At 37.3% G+C, this 998-nt stretch carries 1 protein-coding gene; it reads right to left on the reverse strand.

The window, feature by feature from the left end:
• Window positions 1–398 precede the first annotated feature (398 nt).
• A complete protein-coding gene (locus tag PPOP_RS16135; RefSeq protein ID WP_006287701.1) occupies window positions 399–986 on the reverse strand; it encodes a hypothetical protein in 588 nt (195 codons plus the stop codon).
• Window positions 987–998: the final 12 nt, after the last annotated feature.

A 998-nucleotide genomic window follows, 5' to 3' on the forward strand; every position in this document is an offset into this window, starting at 1 on the left:
ATTCTCCTTGTGTGAATGGGGTGGTGAGAACTTTCATTCTACACGAATCCGGCCATGAGCCTTTTGTTTTTTTATTTCCAGAAGGTGTCGCACTGTTTGTTGCAGGGTAGATGTGCTCAGTTTTGCAGCAATTGCTTATGCAGTAAAAGTAGCCTGGTTTGATATGGAGTGATGGGCATGATAGGCTTACTGGTCTCTGCGAAGCCTGTGGCTTCGCCCCTTCGCAGGGAATCATGCCCATAGAGGCTCCATGTCAAACCTATGCATAAACCTTACTTGTTGCTGTATATTGATAAAATTGCTTGGCTGCAAAACTCGGCACTTTTCGATTGCCAAAAACAGTGTCGCACTTCATTTTACAATCCGTCATCATGTAACATAAAAACTTCGAACCCATTTTACAGAAATTTTGTATTGTTACCGGTTTGAGGCCCAAACCTTTGTAACCTATAACCTTCCCTATATCGTTGGCGAGCTTTTTCAATGAGTGAATCATTTTCAAACTGTATATATCCAACTAAGTATAATGCTTTTAAGTAGCTTTCAAATCTTACGTTTCCTAGAACTGCATCTTCTTCATTCATTCCCCAAAAGATACTTGTTTCAAGAGATAATAATTTTGTGCCTATTTGTGTTGTTCCACCTGACATATATACTTGATCATCTGAATTAAGTATAAGATTACAGCCATGATTACTATCGTTAATATTTTTGTAAAAAGATATTTTTTCATCGGGGGAGTCAAGTGTAAGCAGTTTTTTCATTCCTTCTTCATCACGAAAAATATAGACGGTAACGACTGTATGAAAATCTGCATAGGGGTCTTTAGGGAAACTAGGGTCATAACATTCAATAAATTTTTCTTTGGTTATTTGTTTTGCCGCGTATTGTTTTATTAATCTTGCGCCGATTTGTGCTAACGTAAACGGATTAGGGATATGTAAAGTCAGGTACGTTTCATACAGTTTATTTATATCAAGCTGCATATAAAATCATCT

This window comes from Paenibacillus popilliae ATCC 14706, from assembly GCF_000315235.1.
GTDB classification, from domain to species: Bacteria; Bacillota; Bacilli; order Paenibacillales; family Paenibacillaceae; genus Paenibacillus_B; species Paenibacillus_B popilliae.

What these genes read in the sequence shown, in the direction of transcription:
- PPOP_RS16135 (WP_006287701.1), bottom strand. Translation starts at nt 986, where the DNA reads ATGCAGCTTGATATAAATAAACTGTATGAAACGTACCTGACTTTACAT.